Genomic DNA, 23484 nt, shown 5'->3' with positions numbered 1-23484 from the left:
CGTTTACCTGATTAGTTGATCTAAAGTTACATCGCCTGTTTCTGCATATTCGCTTCGATTTCGGCTTCTGTCCATTATTCTGAATTTGATACTAAACGTGTCTTTTCTGAGGACAGTTCTAAAACCAGTGGAGACCATAGCATATTTAATGGTGCCTTCTAAAGAAGCCGACTCACCTGCGCTTTCAAAATCCAGAATAGGAAATCGTCCATCAAATGAAATGCCGCAGCCGTATTCGCTGGTTAGATATCTCCAGTCTATTTCTTCATAGTTGTTATTACCTCTTTTTCGATAATACTGAACTTCAATATTGTTTCTGAAAGGATTCTTCTCAAGAAAAATCGTGTCTTGCTCATAAAGGTCTGAGTCTATCTCGTCAGGGTCTGTTCCTGGTAGAAGGTAGGTTCTGTCTTCATAATTCACATAAAGAATTTCATAATTAATACAGTCATATGAAGGTCTAATGTCTTCATTGATTTCAATGACAGCATCTTCTTCCGGGTCATAGACTGTCATAGGAAGATCTACTTCAGCTTGATTGTACGTAATCAATTGGTTATTGGCGTCAAAGTAGAAATTATAGTCTTGGTAGGGCGGGTAATTTTCATCTCCTTCAATACCTAAGTTTCCATCGCCATCCTGAAAGTCAAAATATAAGATTAAAGAGTCAGGGTTGCCGTTTTCAGTAAGCTCTACGTATTGGAGATTATTGAATTGAATTTGAGGTGTAGTAGGGAATGGATCCGGTTCCTGGCAGGATTGCCCAGCTATTGCTATGCAAATAGCAAGAAATGGAGCCAACAAAACTTTATTCCAAAATTTTAACATTCCCTTCATCCAATTAAAATTACATTTGCTAAAAATACCAATATTAATACAATTGATCTCTTCTAATCCCTTACTATTTCTAACTTATGAAGCTTTTAAATAGTTTCAAAAAAAAGAGTAGCAAAGTTAATCATCAATCTTTTGATGAGGTGGCAATGGAGCTGTTTCACTACCAGGCACAGAAGTGTTCGGTGTATCGAAAATATCTTGATTATTTGAGTATAGACCAGAGTAGAATTCAGAGTCTTTACGAAGTGCCATTTTTACCCATAGATTTTTTTAAAAACCATGAAATAAAAACGGGTGAATGGATCGAGGAAGAAATTTATTTGAGTAGCGGGACTACAGGGTCGAATAGAAGTCGACATTTTATTGAGGATTCCCGTTATTACCTAGCCAATGCTGAATCAATTTTTGAGCAATTGTATAAGGAACTTTCTGATTTTCAATTTTTTGCCTTACTGCCTTCTTATCAAGAACAAGGCCATTCATCCTTAGTTAAGATGGTAGATTTTTTTGTTACGAAGGGAGTGAAAGGTCAAGGAGGAGGATTTTACCTTGAGCGGTTGGATGACCTTTTGAGTGATTTGCAAAAGACTCTAAGCGTTTCGGATAAATCGGTCGTACTATTTGGAGTGGGCTATGCCTTGTTGGATTTGGTGGATAGGGCGAAAGAATATGATGTGAAGTTGGATGGTCTTAAAATTATTGAAACAGGAGGAATGAAGGGTAGGAGGAAGGACATGGTGAAAAGTGAATTTTATACCATTCTTCATGAGGGCTTGGGAGAGGTTCAGATTCATTCAGAATACGGAATGACAGAGCTGCTCTCGCAGGCTTATTCATTCGATGCAAACACATATAAACTACCTGATCAGATGAAAATTTTGATTCGGGACCCGGAAGATCCTTTTTCATATTTGGAATGCGGTAAGACAGGTGGAGTAAATGTGATAGACCTTGCTAATGTGCATTCTTGTGCATTTCTCGAGACAAGAGATTTAGGGCGGTTGAATGGAAATGGGGAGTTTGAAATACTGGGAAGGTTGGATAATTCCGACATTAGGGGATGCAATTTGATGGTTGTTTAACCGTTGGATGAATAACTCAGCTAATATTTTACAGAAAATCAATATTTCACCGAAAGTGTAATATTTTTTATATATTTATGTTCTAATATTGAAGCAGGTAATTGATAATAACATAAGATGAAAATAAAAATACTAATAGTAGCCCTGGTAGTTTTTGCAATGAGCGCATGCACTCAAAGAACATGTCCCACTTATGCAAAAGGTGATGTGAATTCGACAGAACTGTCTAAGTAAAAAATAAAGAGGTTAAAAATATTTTACTATGCGGATCACTAGTTGGTGTCCGCATATTTTTTTACATCATCGGCTGTGATTTTGTCTTCTGACATAATTATAAGTCTTTCCACTACATTTCTTAGCTCCCTAATGTTTCCAGTCCAGGCTCCTTTTTTGAGCTGATCTAGAGCTTTTTCGTCTATTGCTTTTTTGCTTGTACCGTATTCAGCCGCAATATCTTCAAGGAATTTATCAACCAGCAATGGAATATCGTCTACTCTTTCTTTAAGGGACGGTGCTTTGATAAGAATAACACTTAAACGATGGTATAGGTCTTCTCTAAAGCGTTTTTGATTGATCTCCTCTTTGAGGTCTTTGTTGGTAGCAGCAAGTACTCTAACATTTACTTTTATTTCTTTTTCACCACCCACACGAGTGATCTTATTTTCTTGTAACGCACGAAGAACTTTAGCTTGTGCTGAAAGACTCATATCGCCAATTTCATCTAGAAACAGGGTGCCGTTATTCGCTTGCTCGAACTTGCCGATCCGTTGTTTTACAGCTGAAGTGAAGGAGCCTTTTTCATGACCAAAAAGTTCACTTTCTATCAGTTCAGATGGAATTGCGGCGCAATTGACCTCTACTAGTGGCTTTTTGCTTCTGTTGCTCAATTTGTGAACAGCATTTGCTACAAGTTCTTTGCCCGTACCGTTTTCGCCAGTGATTAGAACCCTGGCCTCGGTTCCAGCCACCTTTTCTATGGTTTCTTTTACCTCCTGGATAGATTTCGATTCTCCAACTATTTCAAGTGACTTGGCTACTTTCTTTTTTAAGACTTTGGTTTCTTGAATGAGGTCAGATTTGTCTAATGCATTCTTAATCGTTAGCAGAAGCCTGTTCAGATCTGGTGGTTTCTGAATGAAGTCGTAAGCGCCTTTTTTTGTTGCATCAACGGCTGTTTCAATGTTGCCGTGGGCGGAGATCATAATGAATTGAGGTGTGTGATCAAGTGCTTGAGCCTGTTCGAGTACTTCAATTCCATCCATTTCAGGCATTTTTACATCGCAAAGTACGACATCAAAATCTTCTTCTTTCAGCTTTTCTAAACCGACTTTTCCATTTTCAGCTTCTTCAATTTGATACTTTTCGTATTCAAGAATTTCGCGTAGGGTGTGACGAATGCTTTTTTCATCGTCAATAATTAAAATTTTTGTCATATTGGTTTCAATATTAAAATAGGCCTATAAGCCGGGTTCTGTATCCCATCCCGATAGCTATCGGGATGGGCCCTTATCATTTATCTAGTTTCAGCATTGCTGCTAAAATCTATCAATCTACCCATTCTACATTCCCGATAGCTATCGAGATCGGAGCGAGCCACTCCTTGCAGAACCTATTTGATCTTTCAACTCGTAAGGTTTACCTAGCTCCCGATGTCACCATCGAGACGGTGAGCTCTTACCTCACCATTTCACCCTTACCACTGACGAAAGTAAACTTTGTCAGGGCGGTTTGTTTTCTGTTGCACTTTCTTCCCGATAAATCGGGACTTCCCGTTAGGAAGTACGATGCTCTATGTTGCCCGGACTTTCCTTTCCGATTAATCGGAACGATAAGGCAGCCTATGAAACAAAACTAATAAATATTACAGTTGCGGATAAGAGTTGGTGTGACTAAAATATATCCTGACCAGTGATGCTGAGTTCCCACTTGTCTGCGAGATGCGCCACTTCTTGAATGGCACACTTGAGATAATCATCTGATATAGAATCGGCTGGAGATCTTGATTCTACTTTAAGAAAATCATTAACAATAGTAAATTTCCCATAAGTGGATCTGTGGTTCTCTTCGAGCAATTCTTTGAACCTTAAATTTTCTTCAGCCACACATACTTTAGAAGATATTGAGATAAGATTATTCTCATGATCAATTTCACCTACAACGGCTTGTTGCCGATCCATTTCGAGTGGTACAACGATCACTGATCTCTGATCATCATATTCAGAAAAGTTGCCTTTGATTTCTTCGGCGTAGGACTTCATGAAATTATTCAATTCCATCTATGAGTAGTTTTTATTTTCTTATCTAAAAGTAATCATAATAAAGGGTTAGTAGAAGTCTAAATAAGGAATATTTTAGATTTCTTTTAATGCTTTTGACTCTTCTGAACTACTTTCTCTTTTTGAGATATTCTTTTTTCTGTTGTCGGAAAGAATCTGATTAAGTTGGTCGAAGCTTTTGATATATTGGAGACTAAAGCCAGTTTCAAAGTTACTTTCACCTAGCTGGGAATTGATATCGTCAAGATCGGAGCGACTGTACATTTTTACTCTAAATCTACCGTCTTCAGTTAACAAATATTCAACAGTCCAATCGCCTATAATCGTACTGACATCTCCTTTGGTTTCCTGGTTGGGTAAATTACCTCCTCTGGTAACTCGGAGCCTTCCATCAAGGAAGGTGTATGATAGCCTCAGTTGAAAGGTATTATAAGCATCATCAGACAAACCTGCTAAATCTACATCTACTTCCAGGTTTTCATCCACCTGTGTGGCCCAATAACTGAGCTGATTAGAAACGAATTCACTTAAACTATTACCCAGGGTTTGACTATTGACTTGGAAACTGTTTTCAGTTGAAAATTTTCTTAAAATAATCAAACTGAATACTTGCCGATTCATTTCCTGCTCGTTATTTCTCAAGCTTGCCTTAAATGCTGTGACTACTTCATCTAATGTAACAGAGCTATTAGGTAGTTGGTTGTTTGGAGGGTAATCTTCGATATTGATATCAAATTTTATGTCCGGTGCCAACAAGTTTCCTTTCAGCTTCAATTCTACAATAGAAGGGTATTTTTTTCGAGTCTCAGGAGAGTTGATGTCATCAGGGTCCAAGAAGCGAACCATCAAAGGGGCTAGGGAAGCCAACTGCCTATAGGAAGCTGAGATATCTAATATAGCTCTGTATGGGTCGCCATACCATGATATGGTACTGCCTTTTTTGATATCAAACTCTTTATTAATGATGTTGTAAAGCGTGAAGTTATATCCTCCGGTTTCGATCGTATAGTCGCCAAACATAGTAAAGTCGCCATCAGTGTTGATTTGAAGTTCAATGTTACCATTTCCGCGACCTCTGATGATATCGCCGGCCTGAACATCAAAAATTAGCTCAACATAGGCATCAGGTGTAAACTCTAAATCAAAATCTAACTCAACACCTTTAATTTTTAGTTTTTCTTGTGTGTGTACCTCTTCAATTACTTTTTGTGCACTTTGCTTATCCTTTAAGTCGACAAATTCGATGTATTCTTTCTGTTCAATTTGTGAATCAGAAGATTCTCCAAGAGGAATGGAGAGTCTGGTACCTTTGGTGGTTTGTGCTTCAGCTGTAATCTGAATGTTGTCTATGGCACCAAGGAAATCAACGCTGCCTGTTCCATAGGCTACGCCGTAATACGCATCATTATCTGCTGCTGAAGTATTTAGTAGTTTGAAGTTTTCGAACTCACCTTGAAAATCCAGAACGAGGTTTTTAAAGCCATCATGAAAGATACCCCCAGTCAGGTAGGCTGTATTTTTTTCATTATCAGTTAAAACTAAATTGTTGGTGCTTATTTCATTTTCGTCAAAAATTAAGTTGCCGTTGAATTGATATCGAGTGTTCAGGTAGTTAACTAGCACCGCTCCATTTGTAACTTTTCCAGTGCCTTTGAGGATAGGGTATTTAGGTGTTCCCAGAATGTTGAATTGACCAGAAGCCATTCCGCCAATGTTTGAGAAGTTCTTTTTAAGAAATGGTTCTGCTATTTTTAAATCAGCGCTATCGAATTTTGCCGTGAGGTTCAGTTGATCAACATCTTTTTTCGGGTAGTAATGACCAGAGATGTCAATTTTCTTCTTTCCATTATGAACTAAGTCTATGTTCATTACTAAGCGCTCAGATTCACTTTCCCACTTTGAAACACCAAAAAGGTCTCCCACCATAAAGTCCTCAATTTTCAAAGTGCGAGCTATAAGGTTTCCTTCAATTAAGTCATTTTCGGGTTGTCTTTTGATTTTTATACGCCCATCTATCGTACCTTCTACTTTGTTGGCTACTAAAGATTGAATATTTTGAATATTGAAATCTTTTAAATCTATGAAAAGTGATTCAGGAGATTTGAGTGAGTAGATGCCGGATACTTCTAACTTTTCGGAACCATTCGAGGCTTTGACACTATTAAAAACCCATTCTTCATTCTTGTTAGTTATTTTGTTTAATGAGTCCCATGTCCATTGTTTTCCTAGTATTTCAATATTTGAGTTTTGGAAGTGTACTTGTGTCGAATCAGTGAAAAAGCGAACTGAAGATTCAATGGTCAGGCTATTTGAAAATTCAGGTTGTTCTATGTTCATCGCGACTGTCATGCTGTCTTTGTACCAAATGATATCGGCGAAGGCATTTTCTGTTTCGTATTTGTCAGACCAACTTTGGTTGTTTGAAGAAGCAAAAGCAGAGGCAAAGGTATTTCTTCCAAAGTAGTCTTTGGAGATATTGATGTCCAGGTAATTTTTAGATAGTGAAACATTCTTAAGGGTCAATGAATCAATGGCGCCAAACAATGTAAGCCTTGATGTACTGTCCTGAATAAATGAACCTTGAAGTTTAACTTCTTTGGATATGTCAAATTCCGGAAAAAAAGGCTTGACGAATTTATTTAAATCCCAAAAATTCAGATCAACCTTCACATCATACTTTTCAAGTTCGGCATCCAACTTATCTGCATAGTACCGCTCTAGGTCTTCCTCATTGTTTTCAAGATTAAGTTTAACTTCTTGGTAGAATTCTTTAATTGTTCTTAAGAATACACTGTTTCGAAATTCACCTTTCATTTCACCTGTTAAACCATCTGTTTCGAAATGAATGAGGCGTTCGGAGCCGATTAAGGAAGATAAAAATTTAACTGAATCTACATGGAGAAGTTTGTCTTCATATGCAACATGGTTGTCGTATAGAGATATATAGCCTACCAAGTCATCCATTTTGAGCCCTTTCATGTCAATATCTACGAATGATGAAAGGTTGAAGGCCTGTTTAGTTAATCCAATGGCATAGAGATTGACCGTATCTAATTTGGCTTTGATGTTGACCTTATTTCTTTGATCTTTTAAATCTACTTTGACCTCTCCATCAAAATTAAGGTTAGGATCTTTGGCCGAAAGTTTGCCATCAAAAAAACCCAATTTAAAATGTCCATTGGTAGCCAAATTTTGATAATTATAATCTTTAATTCGAAGTGAGTCCACATGGGCGTTTAGAATAAAGTCAGTATTATTTGTTCTTAAACCACTTCCATCGATATTTCCATTTAGAGTAATGTGCTTTAGGTCCTTTTGATTAGGGAAGATACTTCTTAGATCAAAATGCTTCAAAATCAGCCCTCCTGAATACCAAGCCTTGTTGTTTTCTTTTATTTTAAAGTTAATATCCGTGTTTATTTGACCTACCGATGATATCAAATGTCCATTAGCAACAAAATCTGTAAGAAAGCCCATAAAGCTTCCCTTAAAGTCAATGGCCCCTACATTTAATGCTTGTTGTTGAATGTTCGAAGGAATAAGGTTATTAATGTCAGCAGGATCTATAATGGACTGTTCAATTTCAAGGTTAATGAAGGTCTCTTTAATTTTTGGTAAACCATAAAATTCTGCATTACCTCCAAACTTTGTTTTTCCTTTAGATCGAATATCGAAGTTCATAATTTTGAGTCGATCAATTGAACCCGAAACTTGTGCTGTAATATCTAATTTTTGCTCCATTTCAGATAGAGCTGGGCTGAACAAGGCAATTTCATTGGTGCTAATTACTGAATTATTTAGGTTGGCATAGAATGAAATGCTGTCAGTGAAATACTTAAACTGAGAGGGGTGGTCGTACTTAAATATCAGCGAATCTTGAATCAGACTTTGACTTGTTTGCAGGGTTAAGTTTGAAAAAGTCATTTGTTTTTTTGTGAAGGAAAAATCACTTATAAATTCCTTGATGTTCAGTTGATCTTCAGGGTCAATGGAAGTAAGGTGATTAATATTCATTCCAAGGCTGTCATTTATGAAGGCGAAATAAGAAACATGAGCCTGTATGGAATCAAAGGCAAAATGACGATAATCTTTACCCTCTGATATGGGATTATATCTCAGGTCATTGTATGAAAACAGCCCATCTTCAATTAGAATTTCATCCAATGTAAGTGCTGTTTTTTTCTCTTTGTTTTTTCTGTTTTTCTTAAAGATGTCTTTTAAGTCCGTAATAAACCGTGAAATGTTGACTTCGGTAGAGTCATTCTCTTTGATCACGTGTACGTAAGGGCGTTCAAGTTCTAGCTTGTCTGCATTCAATTTTCTGTTGACTAGAAAATCAAAAAGTTTAAAATCTACTTTTATGTTTTTGACTGAAATGAGCGTGCTGTCATTTTGATGATCGTATAATCGAACATTTTGAAGAACCATGTGATCAAACCAGGTCAGATTGGCGTGCCCTATACTTACATCGAATCCAGTATTTTCAGCAATGAGAAAGGAGACCTTATTGAGGAACCTGGTTTGAATTTTCGGTATTTGAAAAATGGAAAAAACCAAAATTCCTAAAGCCACCAATAGAATAGGAAGCCACAAAAAGAGCCTCGATAGCCTGCGTCTTAATTTTGAATTTTTTTGAGAATTTTCCTTCATGAAACTACTGCTCCGCAAAAGTAATTTGGATTATTTAAACAATAATCATCGGTAATTACGGAACTTTGATTGATGGTACAAAAAATATGCCCAGATTTGTACTTTTGAGCTTCAACTATTACAATCAAACAAAGTATTAAACGTGAAAAATGTTATTCTGGCTATAGAGTCTTCATGTGATGAGACGTCTGCTTCCGTATGCATAGATGGTAAGGTGATGAACAACGTGATTGCGACACAGGAAATACACAGTAAATATGGAGGAGTGGTGCCGGAATTAGCCTCTCGTGCTCACCAGCAGGCGATCGGACCAGTGGTGAAAGAAGCTATGAGCACGGCCAACGTTACAATTTCTGACTTGTCAGCCATTGCTTTTACGCAGGGCCCCGGTTTACTCGGAGCCTTATTGGTTGGTGGAGCATTTGCAAAATCTATGGCTTTGGCTTTAGATATTCCATTGATTGGAGTGCATCATATGAAGGCGCATATATTGGCGCATTTCATCGAAGAACCAAAACCTAAGTTTCCCTTTTTGTGCCTAACGGTTAGCGGAGGACATACTCAGATTGTGAGAGTGGATGACTATCTGGATATGACTGTTTTAGGTCAAACTACGGATGATGCGGTGGGAGAAGCCTTTGACAAATGTGCGAAACTGATGGGGTTGCCGTATCCTGGTGGTCCTCTGATAGATAAATTAGCCAAAGAAGGAGACAAACAAAAGTTTACATTCAATGAAACATCAATGCCTGGTTTAGATTATTCTTTTAGTGGCATTAAAACTGGTTTCATGAATTTCCTGAATAAGGAGAGTATGAAGGGTGCAGATTTTGTAGAGAACAATAAAAATGATCTGTGTGCCAGTATTCAAAGACATTTGATTGATATGTTGATGGAGAAGGTAGAATTGGCAGTAAAACAGGAAGGTGTGAGCCAGGTGGCTATTGCTGGTGGGGTTTCCGCGAACAGTGGGTTGAGAAAAAAATTAGAAGACATGGCTGCTGAAAAGGGTTGGGAAACTTTCATTCCACGATTTGAGTACTGTACCGACAATGCTGGTATGATAGCAATGACAGCACATTATCAATGGCTGGCCGGAGACACAGCACCGCTTACCGCTTCACCCATGCCAAGAATGAAATTCTAAAATTGTCCAATTCATTTTTGGATTTTAGCCAGATATAATAAAAATTATAACTTTAATTCGATAGTGTAACGATGAGTAAGGGGAGATTTTCAAATCAAGTAAATATTCGAAACAAGAAAGCAAATTACGAGTTTGAATTTATCGACAAATATGTAGCTGGCTTGGTGCTCAAGGGCACCGAAATAAAGTCCATCAAAGAAGGTAAGGCCAGTTTGCAAGAAGCTTATTGTTATATCTCCAAGGGAGAGATGTTTATTAAGGGTATGCATATCGCTGTATATGAGCAGGGTACTTTTAATAACCACGAACCATTGAGAGAAAGAAAATTGTTATTGAACCGAGTTGAACTGGATAAAATAGATTCTAAAAGCCAGGAAAAAGGCCTGACGATTATTCCACTACGACTTTTTGTGAATGACAAGGGATACGCCAAACTCGAATTGGCACTAGCTAAAGGAAAGAAGATTCATGACAAGAGAGATAGCATCAAAGAGAAAGATGTAAAAAGAGAGCTTGAACGAAATCAATATTAGCATGAGTGATAACCCTAAGGGTATTTGCCGATTGAGTGTAGTGGCCATGCGAGCCAAACCTAAAAGCGATTCTGATTTAACCTCAGAACTACTTTTTGGAGAGCATTATTCTGTGTTAGACGAAAAGAAGGATATGATGCAAATTCAGTTGCATTTCGATAATTCTACTGGCTGGATCAACAAAAATCAACATACCCCGATCAGTGAAGAATACTTCAACCAAGTAAACCTTTCTGATTATAAGGTATGCATCGACCTGAGTGGCACGATTTACTTTCAAAAAAAACATGTTCATATTCTGTTTGGAAGTGTACTGCCCATATCAACCAATGAGTTGTTTAAACTTGAAGAGCAAGTGGCCTTCAATGGAGAATCGAAAAGTCTTGCTCAAAAAAGGGAATTTGAATACCTAAAAGAGGTGATGAAAAAGTTCCTAAATGCGCCTTTATTGCCTGGTGGAAAAACACCATTTGGAGTTGATGCAGGTGGTTTTATTCAACAGGTTTTTAAAGTATGTGGATACAAACTGCCCCGTACTGTGGAAGAACAAATGAAATCAGGTCAAGAGGTTAGTAATTTGGATGACATGATTCCTGGTGATTTACTATTCGCTGGTAGTAAGTCAGAGTTGGGATATATCTTTTTAGGAGGGGATGAATATGCTGGAGTAAGCGGTGGTGAAGTAAAAAAAGTAAGTTCGGCAGAAATAGGAGACGAACAATTAAGTGCTCGTCGAATTTTGCTTAAAAAACTGGTTCCCGAACAGGCCTAGAGCGTGATCCTATCGATTAATTTTCGATTTTAGCATTTAATTGGCTATTTTCATTGCCTATTACATCGGTGTAATACTAAAATAGAGGCAATGTCAGGAAAAGTACTTGTTTTGAATCAGGATTATAGTCCCCTTACGGTTTGTACGGTTCAGAGAGCATTCCTACTTGTTTTTTTGGAGAAAGCCGAATTGCTAGAGGCTGACCATAAAGAAGAGTTGCATACGGTTTCGACTACCTATCCAATGCCAGCTGTTATTAAAATTAAGAATTATATTCATGTTCCCTATCGGGGAGTTGTCCTTACACGGCAAAACATCTTCAAACGAGATCACGGACTTTGTCAATATTGTGGGATAGATAACGACCTCACATTGGATCATCTGGTGCCAAGATCTAAGGGAGGAAAATCTACCTGGAACAACTTGGTGACCGCTTGCAAAGCCTGCAATGCAAAAAAAGGCAATCATACGCTTGAAGAAGCGGGGCTGGTACTAAAGAGACCGCCTTTCAAACCATCCTATATCATGTTTTTGCGCAACAATCTAGGCGCAATGAAGAAGGAGTGGGCTTCGTACTTGAACGCTCCGGCAGTTGCTTAAAAAAACTGCTTATTATTTATTAGGAGTGCCTCACCCTTCATTCAGTTTGGTTATATTCACTTTTTATATTGAGAAAAAGTAACCAATCTAAAGTATGAAAGAGACCTTTGATAGCTCAAAGATCACCACTCCATTCTTGGATCAATGTCGATTACAGACAGATCCAATTGCAGACGAAACCATAGCTAAAATCATTAATTCCGGATTTGAGAGACAAATCAATGAGATATTCATGACTGTCGTTCAGAACCATAAATTTGATAAGGAAACCTTTGCGTCGTTGGGGGCTGAATTGAATCAAATCTTATTTGAATACTTTGAATCCACTTGTCATTTGCCTGAATGGGCAGACGAAGATTTAATACTAAAAGGAGAAGGGGTATTCGCTACTTACGGGCCAGAGGTCTTTATGCTTCTCAATGTCAGCTCACTGCCGCTATGCTATACGTGCGCCAAAGGTGCGCAAGTCCTTTATGATACTGGAAGGCTTCTGTCTCACAAAGGAGACATAGATCCTCTAGCTCGTCGCCTTATGGAAACAGCACAAATGGTATTGAACGTCATGTCTCCGGGTGGATTGGCTACAGGTGGCCAAGGTATTGTTACCACTCAAAAGGTGCGCTTGATTCATTCTTCTATTCGCTACTATTTGAAAAATAGGAGAGATGGGAAAAATTGGGATGTAGAAACCTATGGAGAACCAATTAATCAAGAGGATCTTGCTGGTACACTCATGTCTTTTGCTCCAGTAATTCTTTCTGGATTAAAGCAACTCAAAGTAGAGTTGACACCTGAGCAAATATCTGCCTATATGCACTCATGGAAGGTTGTAGGCTATCTCATGGGTATAAATGAAAACCTGTTGCCAGATACTTATGAAGAAGGGTTCCATCTGGCCACAAAAATACTCGAGCATCAGGCAGCGCCTTCCATTGCAGGGGAAGCTCTAACGAGTTCATGTATTCAGTTTGTAAACCATATGATACCTGGGGATACTTTTGATGAATTGCCCGGCTACCTCATGCATAACTTTTTACAAGAGTATTCTGACGCTTGCGGTGTCGATTTGGCTAAGTGCATTGGTGTTGATCATGAGGTTGGCACTGCAGATCATTTGGTGCTTAAACTCACCAAGCTTCTGACTGGTACGATCAGCTTCTTTGAGCGAGATAATTTTGTGAATGAAATATCAAAACCTTTCAATAAAGTATTGCTGGAAGGGATTATCAAATTTTATAATAGTGGCCAGCGCACACATTTTTTAATTCCCCCTTCTTTGAAAAAAAACTGGGGAGTAACCGGTAACTAACCAAGACTACTATGGAAACAAAAAGAAACTTGATTGCTGGCCTTGATAAAAAAACCACCAAAGCTATTTTAATCTCAGCTGCGGTGTTGGTAGGTTGGTCTCTGATAAGCTCTATTTTAGCTTTAGGGCCAATTACAGCTAGTATTATTACTTATTCCTTGTATGGGTTTTATTGGTTCTATGCGGTCAAATATAAAAATCCATTAATTCTTCGACTAGTAATTTTTGGGACTGTCGCAGGAGTTTTAGAATTGATTACGGATCATTATTTAGTAGAAACAATAAACAGTCTTGTATATCCAAACAAGGAATTAATGATATGGAGCTCTCCTGCTTATATGCCTTTTGCATGGAGTAATGTGATCCTGCAACTTGGGTTTATAGGTGTCTTGTTGACTCGGAAGTTCGGAATACCGAAGGCATCAATTATGCTTGGCTTGGCCGGAGGGATGTATATTCCTCTCTACGAACACTTAGCCAACAATGCAGGTTGGTGGTGGTATAAAAATAATACGCTGATGATCTTTAATGCCCCGGTCTATGTAATCTTTTGTGAAGCATTAATATCCCTTTCTTTGCCTCTGCTCATTCAGTATGCTGAGGATCATTCGTTGAAAAAGACGCTTTCACTAGGTGTGCTAGAAGGAGTTTGGATTCTGGTAAGTGCCTTTTTGGCTTTTTCAATAGCTGGCTAAACATCTTTGGCTTATAAATTTGTTGAACCAAGGAGGGGAAGAATGGTATTTCGCGTTATATTAGTAGAGAAGGTTGATTTTTTCACTAAAAGCTATGTATGAAGGTCTCTGCACTAATTGACTACTTCATTCACTCTGCATATTTTTCGGTTCCAGACAAACTGAGAAGGGCTCGTCTATTCGTAAGGGCGTGTTTGCTTACCAGCTTGTTTTCTAATGCTTACATCTGGCTTAGCGTCTACTTTGAGTATCAACTTGGTGTTCAGCTGATGATTTTTAATGTAGTAGGTTTTTTACTACTTCCCTTGTTGTGCAAAACAAAAATTCCACTTAATATTCTTGGCAATCTGTACGTGCTAATTGGTGCTCTTGCAGTATTTGTACTAACTTATTTTTCCGGTGGCATTTGGTCAGCTATTTATCCATGGATAGTTTCAATTCCAGTGTTAGCTATTCTAGTAGTGAACAGGGTTTCTGGTTTAGCTTGGGGAGGAATTTCTTATTTGGTGATGCAGTGGTTTGGCATGTTGGCTTTGGAAGGAGAAAAGCTTCCGGTGGAATACAATCCAGAAATGAAAACGGCTTGGTTTGTTTCAGTTTTACCAGGTTTATTGCTTATTGTCTTGTTCATCGCATATGTTTTTGAATCTATTCAAAGGAAGGCTTTGACTGAACTGGAAGAAAAAAATAAAATTCTTAAGCAGCAGAAAGAAACCATTAGTATTCAATCCGCAGATCTACAGAAACACGTTGAAGAGAAAGAATATATCATTAGGATTCTTGCACACGACCTAAAGAATCCTTTGTCCAACATTACAAGTTTGATCCATTTATTGAGTGTAGAAGAAAACTTAGAAACAAGAAACAAGTTTGTTGAGATGATCAGCCAATCAGCTGAAAAATCTCAAAACCTGATTAATAGCGTGTTGGAAATGGAATTGTCTGATCAGCAAAGCTTAAAGATTAACTGGGAACAGGTCGACTTAAAGGAAATGCTAAAAGACATGGTTGAACAGATGGAAATGTCTGCGCACAAAAAACAGATTAAACTAATATTGGAAGATAGCCTTGAGTCAGCTATGGTAAAAGGTGACCGAACTTATATGCCATTGATATTTGAGAACTTTATTTCGAATGCATTAAAGTTCTCTGAGTATAATACTCAAGTCAGGGTATTTATTGAAAAACAGGAAGACCTTGTTCAGGTAAAGGTATCTGACCAAGGACCTGGGATTAAACTCGAGGAACAAGAGCAATTGTTTAAAAAATTCGCCAAACTAAGTGCAAGACCTACTGATGGGGAAAGTTCTTCAGGATTAGGGCTGTCATTAGTGAAGCGGTATGCCGAGCTATTAAATGGACGTGTTTGGTACGAAGGAGAAGTTGGGGTTGGATCCACCTTCGGAGTAGAGTTTCCTATGGTAGAGGCCTAGTAAGGTTTTTGTCCAACAAAATTGCCTGGAGGATTGTAATTGCAGATCCAAATAACAGAGCCATCACAAATGGTTTTGGCGCAGCCTACTTCGGTGGTGTTTTTCCAAACTACTTGTGTATAGTGACCGCAAATCTCTCCTGATTCACACTTGTTTTTTTTGTAGTCATAATTCTTTTTTTCGGCTGCCCAAGAGTCTACGGCATCATTTGCACCGACGTAACCTACCGTTCCTTTGAATAAATTCTCTCCATAAGCATTTTCACTTTGTTCAAATGCACAGCCCTTTTTCTTTAGTTGAATGGCCCATTGGTTGGCTACTTCGGCCAACTCGTCGGAGTAGTTGATGTCATTTACTCCGACTTCTGATCGCCAAAAATTGTGCCTTTCTATCAAAACATCTATTTCATCCGAATCCGCTTTTTGAGCCATTAGCAAATGCGTAGATATAACAAATGATAGTAAAAGAGTAGACTTTTTCATTACTGATTGATTTTAAATCAATTTACAAAAATCTACTCTTTACTTTCTACAATAATGTAATGAAAGTTTAGTCTCAGTCCGCCAGCATTTGCGAAATTACCGACTCCACCTTCTCTGCTGATGGAATCATAGCAGCCTCCAGTGTTGAATTCAATGGTATGGCAGGCATATTTTCAGAGCCTATCGTTCTAACTGGGCTGTCCAAATATTCAAAACAATTTTCTTGAATTCTTGCTGCAATGCTTTGTGCAAATGTATTGTTAACAGGCTCTTCAGTAACTACCAGACACTTGCCATGGGTGCGAACCGACTGATAGATGGTGGCGCTATCCAATGGATGTATCGTACGCAAATCTACAATCTCTACTTTGTGTTTAAATTTCTTAGCTGCGTTGAGTGACCAGTGTACGCCCATGCCGTAAGTGATGATAGTCATGGTTTCTCCATTTTCCACTGCTTCCGCAGAAGCTTCGAGCGCTATTCTCGCTTTCCCAAATGGGATCACATAGTCTGCATCGGGCTCTACAGTTTTTGCTGCATCTGTACCTTTTACTTTGGACCAGTAAAGGCCCTTGTGCTCAAAGATGACTACCGGATTTGGATCGTAATACGCTGACTTCATCAGACCTTTCATGTCTGCACCCGTGCTAGGATAGGCGATTTTTATTCCTCGAATATTTGCCACCACAGATTCTACACTCGATGAGTGATAAGGACCTCCACTACCATAGGCCCCTATTGGTACTCTTAGAATCATGCTCACTGGATATTTTCCGTTGGTGAGATAACAAGACCTGCTCACTTCTGTGAATAATTGATTCAGTCCTGGCCAGATATAGTCAGCAAATTGTACTTCTACAATCGGCTTTAAACCAACTGCAGACATTCCTACCGTACTGCCTACGATGAAGGCCTCTTGAATGGGGGTGTTGAATACACGGTCTTTACCAAATTTTTGCGCCAAGGTAGCAGCTTCTCTAAACACACCACCCAAACGGTGTCCAACATCTTGGCCATAGAGCAAACATTCATCATGCTTTTCCATGAGTTCTTGTACGGCAAACAAGGCACTATCTACCATCACGGCTTTTTCTTTGCCTTTCGGCGAACGAGTTCCCTTTTCTTCTGTAATAGGAGTAGGGGCATAGTCATGAGTAAAAAGATCCTGAGGGTTTGGATCTTCTGCTTTCAAAGCTTTGTCGTAATGATCATCCACGAGCAATCTGGCATCTTCTTCATGGTTGTTTAATTCCTTTTTGGAAATGCCTATATCCTCCAGTTGCTTTCTAAAGAATGGATATGGATCATATTGCATGTGTTCTTCCAAGTCATCACGATACCATTCCATTCGTACACCCGACGTGTGGTGATTAAGCAGAGGAACCTTAGCATGTACCAGTACTGGCTTTCTTTCTTTGCGAACGTACTTGATCGCTTCTTCCATCGTTTCGTAGCACTTGATAAAATTGGTGCCATTCACTTTCATGGCTTTGATTCCTGGGAATCCTTTAATGTACTCCGAAGCGTCTCCAGAACGGATTTCACTCGCATGGGCTGAAATGTCCCATTCATTGTCCTGTACCAGGTAGATGATTGGTAATTGCTTTAGAGCCGCCATTTGGAAAGCTTCGGAAACTTCGCCCTCGGTAATACAAGCATCACCTAGTGAACAAACCACTACAGGTGCTTCTTTGTGCTTTTCTCCAATCTTTCTTAGTTCTTTGTATTGAATACCCATGGCAATTCCTGTAGTAGGGATGGCTTGCATACCAGTAGCCGAAGATTGATGAGGGATTTTAGGCTTGTCATCATCCTTCAAACTTGGGTGCGAATAGTAAGTACGGCCTCCGGAAAAGGGATCGTCTTTCTTTGCCATCAATTGCAACATTAAATCATATGGCGTACAGCCAATCGAGAGGAGCGTAGCATCATCCCTATAATAGGCAGACAAATAGTCTTGTGGTAGCAATTGCATTCCTGTGGCAATTTGAATGGCCTCGTGGCCCCTAGAAGTGGCATGAACATATTTAGAAACCACTTTGAAGGTTTCTTCATATTTATCCGCCAACGTCTTTGCTGTAGCCATCAGCTTGTAGGCCTTCAATAGCTTTTGCTTACTAATGTTTGTTAGTTGGTTGTTCGCTTTTTTCGTAGTCGCCATTGTTGGGTATTTAATGTTTTATATCGACCGTCTTCCTGATAGCTATCGGGATAAGACGAAATGATTCAATTACTTGTTTTTAAATTTGTTGATCGCGTTTCGCGTAAAATCGGATAGTACTAGCTTTCCGCTCATACCAGCTCGCTCAGCTAATAATTCATCCCAATGCTCAGTGCCTTCCCAGAAAATCTGCTTGAGCAGAAGCATAGCTTCAGGGTTTGATGCTGACAGTTTATTAGCCAAAACTTGAATGGCTTCATCCATTTCATCTACATTTTCATAAACATCAGTGTATAGACCTTTTTCTTTAGCCCAGTCGGCCGTTTGCCATTCGGTAGCATTGATCGCCATCTGTGACATGGCCGACACACCAATTTTGCGCTCTACGGCAGGGCCCACCACAAATGGCCCTATCCCAATCGCCAATTCGCTCAACTTCACTGAAGCAAATTTGGTAGCCATACAATAGTCCACCGCACTCGCTAGTCCTACACCACCACCAACAGCTTTACCTTGCACTCGACCGATGATGAGTTTAGGACATTTCCTTGACGCATTAATTACTTTGGCAAATCCTGAAAAGAATTCTTTTCCCGTTTCAAAATCTTCAATTGAAATCAATTCATCAAAGCTGGCACCTGCACAAAAAGCTCTATCTCCTTCACTCTTTAATATAATAACTTTTATCTCCTCATTTTGCCCCGCCTGAGTAATAGTCTTTGCCAATAGATTTAATATTTCACCTGGCAAGGAATTACTCTGAGGATGGAAAAAGGTGATGATACCTATGCCGTTGTTGATTGCTATGTTTACGCTTCCGTTCATATTTTAGTATTGAGTAGTATAGTACTGAGTATTGAGTTTTAAGATTGATCTTTCTTCTTGATCATCGTTAAAATCGTAGCTATGGCTATCGTTTCTCCCGTTTCGTCATAGACGTCAACTAGAAATTTTACAATACCCTTCGCTATATCATCCTTCTTTTCTTGATCTATTTTTTCTTTTACTGTCAGGCGTACGCCAATGGTAGCGCCAGCATAAACAGGCTTTGTGAATCGACATTCCTCCAATCCATAATTGAGCAATACAGGACCTTTTTTGGCTTGTACAAACAGGCCAGCTGCAGCTGACAAAATGAAGTAGCCATGAGCCACACGCTGCTCGAAAATGGTACCATCCAGTGAAGTCTCGTCTGTGTGGGCATAAAAGTGATCCCAACTCACATTGGCAAAGTTCACTATGTCGCCAGTAGTTACCGTTCGTTTGGCGGTGATGTAAGTTTCTCCAATTTCCAACTCTTCCCAGTGCTTACTGAATGGGTGGGCTACGTCTTCTTTATAGGCCCCACCATATTGATAGACATTGGCGATTTCTGTCACCGTAGTCGGATGACCTTGTACAGCGCATCTTTGCATATAGTGCATCACACCACGTTTTCCACCCATTTCTTCTCCGCCTCCCGCACGCCCTGGGCCGCCATGAGTTAGCAATGGCATCGGTGAGCCGTGGCCTGTACTTTCCTTGGCGGAATCCTTGTTCAATGCCAAAATTCTGCCATGATGGGAAGCTGCTCCCAAGACATATTGTTTGGCAATTTTATCATCTGCAGTCACAATGGATGATACTAGCGATCCCAATCCCTTTTTAGAAATGGCAATGGCTTCGTCCAGGTCTTTGTAGGGTAGAATCGTACTCACTGGACCAAATGCTTCAACAGTGTGCACTTCCTCGCTATTCATGGGGTCTTTGTTGACCAACAAAGTAGGCGAGATGAAGGCCCCTTTGGACTTATCAGCGCCCATCACTTCAAAGTCTTCGTTGCTGTACGCTACTTCGGATGATTTTTTCAGGAGTTCGATTTGCTGCTTTACGATGTCAACTTGGGTATGATTGATGAGTGCTCCCATACGTACGCCTTCTACATCAGGATCGCCGATAGTAGTTTTCGCCAAGGCTTTGCCTAAGGCGATTTGCACATCTTCCACCAGCTTTTCCGGTACAATGATTCTTCTTATCGCAGTACATTTCTGGCCACACTTCACGGTGATTTCTTTTCTTACCTCTTTGATGAACAAATCAAACTCTTCAGTACCTGGCACAGCATCTTCACCTAATACCGATGAGTTCAATGAATCAGCCTCCATGGTGAATGGAATCGAATGCTCTAGCAAATTTGGATGCTGTTTGAGCATGCGACCGGTTTTAGCAGATCCAGTAAAAGTGACTACATCCTGCATACTCACATGATCCAAGAGTCCTTTCCCTGATCCTGCGATCAGCTGCAATGCACCCTCAGGTAAAATCTTAGAATCGATGATTTCTTTAACCATCAGTTCGGTGAGGAAACAAGTTTGCTCTGCTGGTTTCACTACTGCAGGTATGCCAGCCAACCAATTGACAGCCACCTTTTCGAGCATTCCCCATACAGGGAAGTTGAAGGCATTAATGTGAACTGCTACCCCTTCTTTGGGCACCATGATGTGCTGGCCGATAAAGCTTCCTCCTTTGGATAGGGGAGCGGTATCGCCATCTATGTAGTGTGCCTCGTTGGGAAATTGTCTTCTGAGGCTGGCATAAGCGAATAGGTTTCCAATGCCGCCTTCTATATCAATCCATGAATCCACGCGAGTCGCACCTGTAGCTTTACTCAGTTCATAGAACATTTCCTTCTTGGAATGGAGGTGCATAGCTAGTGCCTTGAGCATGAGACCCCTTTCCTGAAATGTCATTTTGCGCAAAGCAGGATTACCAACGTTTCGGCCATATTCCAGTATGTCTTTAAAATCCAAACCTTCGATGGAGTGGGTAAAGATAGGTTCACCCGTGATGGCATGATGAAGCATTTCGCCGTCACCAGCTCCGGTGGTCCATTGTCCTTGGGTGTAGTGTTGTATTTTTTGTGGGTTCATTCGTTTATCATTTACGTCATTGCGAGAGGAGCGAAGCAATCTTTCCAATGGATGAGATCGCTCCGACTTGGCGTCCCCGTTCCTCACGATTACGGTTAAGTTTTTTCAGTCTTCTTCCAAGTCTTAAAATTCACAACCTGCTCTGGTCGATTGGGTTCTTCTTGAGTCAATGGTTCACATGGTTTCAAAGAATTCATGCAATCCTTCGGTAACTCTTGATACAATCTGGTACCTTCTGTTTTCCAGGCGATCATTTCATCCGAAACCTCTTTGATGATTTTGGCGGGATTACCCGCTACCAAACTTCTAGGAGGTATTTGCATTTCACCCTTCACAAAGGCCAAGGCTCCTACGATGCATTCTTTGCCTATCACGGCATTATCCATCAATACGGCATTCATCCCGATCAATGAATTTTCTCCTACTTCTGCACCATGAATAATGGCTCCATGGCCGATATGTGCACCTTTTCTCAAATACACGGTAGTACCCGGAAACATATGTATCGTACAATTCTCCTGTACATTACAGCCATCCTCAATGATGATCTTGCCCCAATCTCCACGAATGGCCGCAGCTGGACCGATATAGACATCTTTTCCGATGAATACATTGCCAGTCACAGTGGCCTGCGGGTGCACAAACGCGCTCGGGTCGATTACTGGTTTAAGTCCTTTGAATTCGTAGATCATTTTTACAGAGTCAAGAGTCAAGATTTTAGAGCCAAGAAAGTCTTTTGTCTTGGTTCTTGCATCTTGATTCTTTTTAACAATTCATATATTTCCAATTTCTTACTTTGCCTTCGGCAATCCATTCGATCGCTTGGGCCATTCTTTTTTCTCTTGTGGCTTCCTTTTTTGCTTCCACGAGCCACTCGATATAGTCTCTTCGCTGGGCATCTGTGAATCCCTCGAAAACTTTCTTGGCGGCCAAATTTTCTTTCAAAGCTGCTTCAAAGTAATCAGGCACCTCCATCACCTTCTTTTTGGGGAAGTCAATTTTAATATCCTTTTCGTTGAGCAGGATGGCTTGTTTTACATAGTCTTCGATGACCGTCGTATTCACTTCGTCCAACGACTTGTAGTGCATCATCCGATTGCCTTTGTCGTCGTTTTTGTTTTCTACAAAAGCGCCGTACGTGTCCTTAATGAGCGCACCTTTAAAAAAGTTTAGCCCTACGTGAGTTTTGAATCCCACAAACCAGCAAACCAGACCCTCCAAACTGAAACATGGCGCACGCCATTTCCAATCTTCTTGAATACGATCGTCTACGGCATTCACCGTTTTTCGGATCAGTTCCAAAATAGGACGCTTCTCATCTGAGACCGTAGCCAAATAGGCATCAATCTTTTCAGTCGCGTCTGGATTTACTTTTGGTTTTGCCATAGTTTATACCCTTTCTAATACGGCTGCATAACCTTGACCTACTCCTATACACATGGTTACGAGCGCATATTTTTTATTTGTCAAATTCAATTCGAGTGCTGCTGAATAGGCTGTTCTTGCACCTGTCATGCCTAATGGATGACCTAGAGCAATGGCACCGCCATTCGGGTTTAGTCTAGCATCGTTGTCTGCCAATCCCCACGCTCTTGTACAGGCCAGTACCTGTGCGGCGAAGGCCTCGTTGAGTTCGATCAAATCCATATCGTCCATGGTCAATCCGGCTTTTTCTAGTGCTTTCAGCGCAGCCTTTACTGGCCCGATGCCCATGATTCTTGGTTCTACGCCAACTACCGCCGATGATGCTATTCTAGCCATCGGTTTCAAGTCGTGGTTTTTGATCGCATCTTCTGAAGCTACTAAGACGGCTGCTGCTCCGTCGTTCAAACCGGAAGCATTTCCTGCCGTGACTGATCCGTCCTTCTTGAATGCTGGACGAAGTCCCGCCAAGGCTTCCAATGTGGTGTCTCCCTTAATGAACTCATCATCAGCGAATACAATGGGGTCTTTTTTTCTTTGGGGAATGGAAACTGGGGCAATTTCTTTGGCCAAACGGCCACTGGCCTGTGCTGCAGCTGCTTTCTGCTGAGACCAATGTGCAAAAACGTCCTGATCTTCTCTGCTAATCTTGTATTTTTCTACCAAATTTTCTGCCGTCATGCCCATGGCATCAGTGCCAAACTGTTCGTGCATCTTTGGGTTGACGAATCGCCAGCCAAAACTAGAATCATACATCTTGGAATCGGTACCAAATGGTTTGGCCGATTTAGCAATGACCAATGGGCTACGGGTCATGTGCTCTACACCGCCAGAAATAAAGATGTCACCATCGCCAGCTTTGATCGCTCGATTGGCCTGAATAATGGATGATAGTCCTGAGGAACAAAGCCTATTAACCGTTTCGCCAGGTACGGAATAGGGAAGGGCTGCCAATAGCGAAGCCATACGGGCCACATTCCTATTGTCTTCGCCCGCCTGATTGGCGCAGCCTAGAATACAGTCATCAATTAATGCCGGGTCTAATGACTCATTTCTGGCTATCAATTCACGAATGACATGGGCTGCCAAATCGTCTGTTCTTACTGGGCTAAGCGTGCCTCCAAATTTTCCAATTGGCGTTCTTACGCCATCTATGATATAAGCTTCTTTCATCTA

At 40.2% G+C, this 23484-nt stretch carries 19 protein-coding genes and 1 other RNA gene; 8 read left to right on the top strand and 12 right to left on the bottom strand.

The features are described 5' to 3' along the window. Positions 1 to 3 precede the first annotated feature (3 nt). Positions 4 to 828 (bottom strand): hypothetical protein, encoded by an 825-nt coding sequence (locus ACO6S2_RS14620; protein WP_422359300.1) that lies wholly within the window; start codon positions 826 to 828, stop codon positions 4 to 6. Positions 829 to 914: 86 nt separating this feature from the next. Here ACO6S2_RS14620 and ACO6S2_RS14615 point away from each other — a divergent pair, with 86 nt between their 5' ends. Further along, positions 915 to 1919 (top strand): acyl transferase, encoded by a 1005-nt coding sequence (locus ACO6S2_RS14615; RefSeq protein ID WP_422359299.1) that lies wholly within the window; start codon positions 915 to 917, stop codon positions 1917 to 1919. A gap of 272 nt (positions 1920 to 2191) precedes the next feature. Here ACO6S2_RS14615 and ACO6S2_RS14610 read toward each other — a convergent pair whose 3' ends face one another. The 4 genes from ACO6S2_RS14610 to ACO6S2_RS14595 all read right to left on the bottom strand — a co-directional run bounded on the left by ACO6S2_RS14610 (position 2192) and on the right by ACO6S2_RS14595 (position 8767). Beyond that, the gene (locus ACO6S2_RS14610) at positions 2192 to 3352 is read right to left on the bottom strand and encodes a sigma-54-dependent transcriptional regulator (RefSeq protein WP_422359298.1); all 1161 of its coding nucleotides are present in this window, start codon (positions 3350 to 3352) and stop codon (positions 2192 to 2194) included. Between the two features lie 11 nt (positions 3353 to 3363). After that, an RNA gene (gene rnpB, locus ACO6S2_RS14605) (RNase P RNA component class A) lies at positions 3364 to 3764 on the bottom strand. 44 nt (positions 3765 to 3808) lie between these two features. Next, on the bottom strand, positions 3809 to 4195 hold the full coding sequence (locus tag ACO6S2_RS14600) for a hypothetical protein (protein ID WP_422359297.1): 387 nt from the start codon (positions 4193 to 4195) through the stop codon (positions 3809 to 3811). Between the two features lie 75 nt (positions 4196 to 4270). Continuing rightward, positions 4271 to 8767 (bottom strand): translocation/assembly module TamB domain-containing protein, encoded by a 4497-nt coding sequence (locus ACO6S2_RS14595; RefSeq protein WP_422359296.1) that lies wholly within the window; start codon positions 8765 to 8767, stop codon positions 4271 to 4273. A 220-nt stretch (positions 8768 to 8987) separates the two neighbouring features. On the opposite strand from ACO6S2_RS14595, the gene tsaD reads away from it, so the two are divergent. From tsaD to ACO6S2_RS14560, 7 genes are all read left to right on the top strand, one after another. Next, the gene (gene tsaD, locus ACO6S2_RS14590) at positions 8988 to 9992 is read left to right on the top strand and encodes a tRNA (adenosine(37)-N6)-threonylcarbamoyltransferase complex transferase subunit TsaD (RefSeq protein ID WP_422359295.1); all 1005 of its coding nucleotides are present in this window, start codon (positions 8988 to 8990) and stop codon (positions 9990 to 9992) included. Positions 9993 to 10063: 71 nt separating this feature from the next. Then, a complete protein-coding gene (smpB, locus tag ACO6S2_RS14585; RefSeq protein WP_422359294.1) occupies positions 10064 to 10525 on the top strand; it encodes an SsrA-binding protein SmpB in 462 nt (153 codons plus the stop codon). 1 nt (position 10526) lies between these two features. Continuing rightward, the gene (locus ACO6S2_RS14580) at positions 10527 to 11297 is read left to right on the top strand and encodes an NlpC/P60 family protein (RefSeq protein WP_422359293.1); all 771 of its coding nucleotides are present in this window, start codon (positions 10527 to 10529) and stop codon (positions 11295 to 11297) included. Between the two features lie 90 nt (positions 11298 to 11387). Continuing rightward, a complete protein-coding gene (locus ACO6S2_RS14575; RefSeq protein ID WP_422359292.1) occupies positions 11388 to 11897 on the top strand; it encodes an HNH endonuclease in 510 nt (169 codons plus the stop codon). Between the two features lie 94 nt (positions 11898 to 11991). Continuing rightward, a complete protein-coding gene (locus ACO6S2_RS14570; protein ID WP_422359291.1) occupies positions 11992 to 13206 on the top strand; it encodes an oxygenase MpaB family protein in 1215 nt (404 codons plus the stop codon). Positions 13207 to 13217: 11 nt separating this feature from the next. Continuing rightward, the gene (locus ACO6S2_RS14565; protein ID WP_422359290.1) at positions 13218 to 13901 is read left to right on the top strand and encodes a DUF6989 domain-containing protein; all 684 of its coding nucleotides are present in this window, start codon (positions 13218 to 13220) and stop codon (positions 13899 to 13901) included. A gap of 98 nt (positions 13902 to 13999) precedes the next feature. Continuing rightward, positions 14000 to 15334, top strand: a complete 1335-nt coding sequence (locus tag ACO6S2_RS14560; protein WP_422359289.1) for a sensor histidine kinase — start codon at positions 14000 to 14002, stop codon at positions 15332 to 15334. On the opposite strand, the gene ACO6S2_RS14555 is transcribed toward ACO6S2_RS14560, so the two are convergent. The 7 genes from ACO6S2_RS14555 to pcaF form a co-directional block, all read right to left on the bottom strand. After that, complete coding sequence (locus tag ACO6S2_RS14555; protein ID WP_422359288.1) at positions 15331 to 15816, bottom strand: CAP domain-containing protein; 486 nt, start codon at positions 15814 to 15816, stop codon at positions 15331 to 15333. The two genes, ACO6S2_RS14560 and ACO6S2_RS14555, sit on opposite strands and share 4 nt — an antisense overlap. Before the next feature lie 73 nt (positions 15817 to 15889). Beyond that, on the bottom strand, positions 15890 to 17977 hold the full coding sequence (locus ACO6S2_RS14550) for an alpha-ketoacid dehydrogenase subunit alpha/beta (protein ID WP_422359287.1): 2088 nt from the start codon (positions 17975 to 17977) through the stop codon (positions 15890 to 15892). 69 nt (positions 17978 to 18046) lie between these two features. Next, on the bottom strand, positions 18047 to 18802 hold the full coding sequence (locus tag ACO6S2_RS14545) for an enoyl-CoA hydratase/isomerase family protein (RefSeq protein WP_422359286.1): 756 nt from the start codon (positions 18800 to 18802) through the stop codon (positions 18047 to 18049). Between the two features lie 38 nt (positions 18803 to 18840). Continuing rightward, positions 18841 to 20973: a phenylacetic acid degradation bifunctional protein PaaZ gene (gene paaZ, locus ACO6S2_RS14540; protein WP_422359285.1), complete on the bottom strand. Its 2133-nt coding sequence runs from the start codon at positions 20971 to 20973 to the stop codon at positions 18841 to 18843. Positions 20974 to 20981: 8 nt separating this feature from the next. Next, complete coding sequence (locus ACO6S2_RS14535) at positions 20982 to 21578, bottom strand: transferase hexapeptide repeat family protein (RefSeq protein WP_422359284.1); 597 nt, start codon at positions 21576 to 21578, stop codon at positions 20982 to 20984. Between the two features lie 73 nt (positions 21579 to 21651). Next, positions 21652 to 22272 (bottom strand): YdeI/OmpD-associated family protein, encoded by a 621-nt coding sequence (locus ACO6S2_RS14530; protein WP_422359283.1) that lies wholly within the window; start codon positions 22270 to 22272, stop codon positions 21652 to 21654. Between the two features lie 3 nt (positions 22273 to 22275). Further along, positions 22276 to 23481, bottom strand: coding sequence for a 3-oxoadipyl-CoA thiolase (pcaF, locus tag ACO6S2_RS14525; protein WP_422359282.1), 1206 nt, complete (start codon positions 23479 to 23481; stop codon positions 22276 to 22278). Between the last annotated feature and the right edge of the window lie 3 nt (positions 23482 to 23484).

The sequence above is a fragment of the Reichenbachiella sp. genome (assembly GCF_965233835.1).
In the GTDB taxonomy this organism is placed as follows: Bacteria; Bacteroidota; Bacteroidia; order Cytophagales; family Cyclobacteriaceae; genus Reichenbachiella.
Note: the sequence above shows the minus strand (reverse complement) of the source record. Positions and strands in the feature narration are given on the sequence as shown.

What these genes read in the sequence shown, in the direction of transcription:
- ACO6S2_RS14545 (WP_422359286.1), bottom strand. Translation starts at nt 18,802, where the DNA reads ATGAACGGAAGCGTAAACATAGCAATCAACAACGGCATAGGTATCATC.
- ACO6S2_RS14555 (WP_422359288.1), bottom strand. Translation starts at nt 15,816, where the DNA reads ATGAAAAAGTCTACTCTTTTACTATCATTTGTTATATCTACGCATTTG.
- ACO6S2_RS14610 (WP_422359298.1), bottom strand. Translation starts at nt 3,352, where the DNA reads ATGACAAAAATTTTAATTATTGACGATGAAAAAAGCATTCGTCACACC.
- ACO6S2_RS14550 (WP_422359287.1), bottom strand. Translation starts at nt 17,977, where the DNA reads ATGGCGACTACGAAAAAAGCGAACAACCAACTAACAAACATTAGTAAG.
- ACO6S2_RS14580 (WP_422359293.1), top strand. Translation starts at nt 10,527, where the DNA reads ATGAGTGATAACCCTAAGGGTATTTGCCGATTGAGTGTAGTGGCCATG.
- ACO6S2_RS14620 (WP_422359300.1), bottom strand. Translation starts at nt 828, where the DNA reads ATGTTAAAATTTTGGAATAAAGTTTTGTTGGCTCCATTTCTTGCTATT.
- pcaF (WP_422359282.1), bottom strand. Translation starts at nt 23,481, where the DNA reads ATGAAAGAAGCTTATATCATAGATGGCGTAAGAACGCCAATTGGAAAA.
- ACO6S2_RS14615 (WP_422359299.1), top strand. Translation starts at nt 915, where the DNA reads ATGAAGCTTTTAAATAGTTTCAAAAAAAAGAGTAGCAAAGTTAATCAT.
- ACO6S2_RS14560 (WP_422359289.1), top strand. Translation starts at nt 14,000, where the DNA reads ATGAAGGTCTCTGCACTAATTGACTACTTCATTCACTCTGCATATTTT.
- ACO6S2_RS14530 (WP_422359283.1), bottom strand. Translation starts at nt 22,272, where the DNA reads ATGGCAAAACCAAAAGTAAATCCAGACGCGACTGAAAAGATTGATGCC.
- ACO6S2_RS14570 (WP_422359291.1), top strand. Translation starts at nt 11,992, where the DNA reads ATGAAAGAGACCTTTGATAGCTCAAAGATCACCACTCCATTCTTGGAT.
- ACO6S2_RS14565 (WP_422359290.1), top strand. Translation starts at nt 13,218, where the DNA reads ATGGAAACAAAAAGAAACTTGATTGCTGGCCTTGATAAAAAAACCACC.
- ACO6S2_RS14600 (WP_422359297.1), bottom strand. Translation starts at nt 4,195, where the DNA reads ATGGAATTGAATAATTTCATGAAGTCCTACGCCGAAGAAATCAAAGGC.
- ACO6S2_RS14575 (WP_422359292.1), top strand. Translation starts at nt 11,388, where the DNA reads ATGTCAGGAAAAGTACTTGTTTTGAATCAGGATTATAGTCCCCTTACG.
- ACO6S2_RS14535 (WP_422359284.1), bottom strand. Translation starts at nt 21,578, where the DNA reads ATGATCTACGAATTCAAAGGACTTAAACCAGTAATCGACCCGAGCGCG.
- smpB (WP_422359294.1), top strand. Translation starts at nt 10,064, where the DNA reads ATGAGTAAGGGGAGATTTTCAAATCAAGTAAATATTCGAAACAAGAAA.